This window comes from Vibrio sp. S9_S30, from assembly GCF_014694455.1.
Lineage (GTDB): Bacteria > Pseudomonadota > Gammaproteobacteria > Enterobacterales > Vibrionaceae > Vibrio.
In genome coordinates this window covers 1-2552 of the sequence record NZ_JAAUWT010000069.1, presented here as the reverse complement: position 1 = coordinate 2552, position 2552 = coordinate 1, and the positions used below count along the sequence as shown (strand labels likewise).

At 40.2% G+C, this 2552-nt stretch carries 2 protein-coding genes; one reads left to right on the top strand and one right to left on the bottom strand.

Annotation, left to right across the window (positions count from 1 at the left end; translation table 11 throughout):
• The first annotated feature begins 402 nt into the window (after positions 1 to 402).
• Entirely contained in the window at positions 403 to 1356 is a 954-nt protein-coding gene (locus HC752_RS23935; RefSeq protein ID WP_069547734.1) for a hypothetical protein, read from the top strand.
• Positions 1357 to 1949: 593 nt separating this feature from the next.
• Here the strand turns inward: HC752_RS23935 and HC752_RS23930 are convergent.
• Positions 1950 to 2342: a VOC family protein gene (locus tag HC752_RS23930; protein WP_190337688.1), complete on the bottom strand. Its 393-nt coding sequence runs from the start codon at positions 2340 to 2342 to the stop codon at positions 1950 to 1952.
• Positions 2343 to 2552 lie beyond the last annotated feature (210 nt).

Below are 2552 nucleotides of genomic sequence, written 5' to 3'. Positions count from 1 at the left end.
ACACTGACTTTTAAAGTCGATAAGGTGATTAGGACTTCGTGTTCGACTGCCTCATCTTGGCCAAGGCAAGAGCCGCTAATACAGGCCGTATATATGGTAGTTAACCTGCGCTTTTTATCATACTGCTAACTTGCAAAACTGGGGGAGACCATATATGTGAGGCACGCAATGCCGAAGCCTCCGTATACCACCTTAACCACTAAACCTGACGCATAGTAAAAATGCCACGCGTTGCGAATCACTCTTAAACAGCTTGTTATGCATTTTATTTATTAAAATTCAAGTACCTATACTACCAAAACTTGTTTCTTAGCAAAATCATTTACATCCAAACAACTTCACATTAAGCTGTATATAAATACAGTAACTGAGTATATGCACATGAAATATAGAAAGTACTTAATGGAAGGTGGTTTAGAGCTTTTTTCGAGCGGCGCAAATGTGATCCAACCGCACTCGCTCTACCATATCAAGAGAGATGAAGCACTAAGAGATATTTTGGAAGGTTGTAACCTATACATGATCGCTAGAAGAAGGCGAATAAGTATCGACCCGAACTCATTCAAGTTAGTTGGTAATAGCCTTACTGGAGACTTTCTTGTACAAGATGGACTTGAGCATGAAAGGTTTGCCTTCACATATACTCCAGATGAGACAATAGTCGCAGCCCAAGCAGTATCTTACCCAGAAGATCGAGTAGTACTTATTACAAATACTGGAGCTTCACTAAACCTTTCCATGATGTCTTTCATGACTCAGTGTCAGTATGACTTGGACGGCGCTGATGAACTTGAGATCTTGTATATCGGAAAAGCCTATGGTCAATCAGGGGAACGATTGGCAATTGACCGTCTCGAAGCTCATAGCACGTTCCAACGAATTTTAGCTGATACATTGTTCAGCAAACCCGACCATGAAATACAAATTTTAATGTTTAGATTTGAGCACTATAAGAAACATGCTAGTGGTGCGGGTGATTTTTCTTTGACACCAATCGCCACTGATGATGAAAGCATCGATCATTTTTATGATGTTATGAATGCAGAATTTGATCGAGAAAACAGAGTATTGTTAGCTGAAGCTGGGCTGATTAGATATTTCGAACCTGAATATAACAAAATGTATAAAAAAACGTTCCCTTCAGATAAACATAAAATTTTAGCTGATATTCTATCAAAGGATTTTTCAGGCTTAACTGTGCAAGTCGATACTCAAAATATAAAAACAAGTGTTTACTCTAGAAAAGTTAATTCTTTTGTACCTAATTTGTCTGTGATACACCCTCACGTTCATATAGCCAAAATCCCTTTAAATACCAAAGACGAAAGAGAGTCATTCTTACATGGCTTCTTGTAGCTATTGCCTGTGCGCGAATCTGCTAACCGATTCGCGCAAAAATGCATAACGCCAGCTTAAACCGCAAGCAACGCACAAACCAAGCCGCTGCATTACGCCTTAAACACTCAAATCACCGCAAACTAAAAATGCCACGCGTTGTTTGTCGGTTTGAAGCTTTTGTTAGAGCGATACAAACAAAAAACTCGCTTGGCAATGAAGCACTTAGCTTGCATTCAATGAAAGGCATCTTAGCTAACAAAATCTTCTGCAACCAGTCCACAGAACCCAAAGTCGAGAATTTAGGAAAGCTAGCCGGAAACCAAACTTCAAAACCTGATGAAGCTGAATAGATTTGAAACCTACAACGACTTGGCTTGCGAGAATTTTCCACCTTGGATATGCCTGAGGAAACGAGCTCAAAAGCACTGAAGCCTGCAATTTTCGACAACCTTATAACCCTTGAATGATCAAAGCGCTATAACGCCAGCTTAAACCGCAGACAACGCACAAATCAAGCCGCTGCATTACGCCTTAAACACTAAAATTACTGCAAACCAAAAGTGCCACGCGTTGGCTGTCGGTTTGAAGCTTTTGTTATGCAAATAGTACCGTTAACCATTTTGCTGACAAAGAAAACGTATTAGGTAACCATCAGGGTCTTTAACTATTAGCTGTTCCACAACTGTCATAGTTTCACCTGTTTTATAAGACTCTTTCTCAAGTGGAAGAAAAAGAGACTCTTCGTCTACTTTCAAAGCGCTTAACCAATTAGCTGTGACTTTATACGTTAAGTTTACCCCTCGACCAAAAGGAGCTTCTAGCTCTCCATTTACCCACAACGAATCCTGTAGCTGGGTTAGCATTAACTGGGTTTCATTAAACGAGAGGAAAACGAATCCATCTCTTCGGAATAATTCTTTGAACCCGAGGACTTCAACATAAAACCTTTCACTAACCGAGAGATCTGAAACCAAAAATTCAGGGATAAGATCATTGAACTCCATTCGCATAACGCCAGCTTAAACCGCAGACAACGCACAAAACAAGCTGCCGCATTGCGCCTTAAACACTAAATTCACCGCAAACAAAAAATGCCACGCGTTGTTTGTCGGTTTGAAGCTTTTGTTAGAGCGATACAAACAAACAGGCTTTACTTGGCAATGAAGCACTTAGCTTGCATTCAATGAACGACATCTTAGCCAACAAAACCTGCT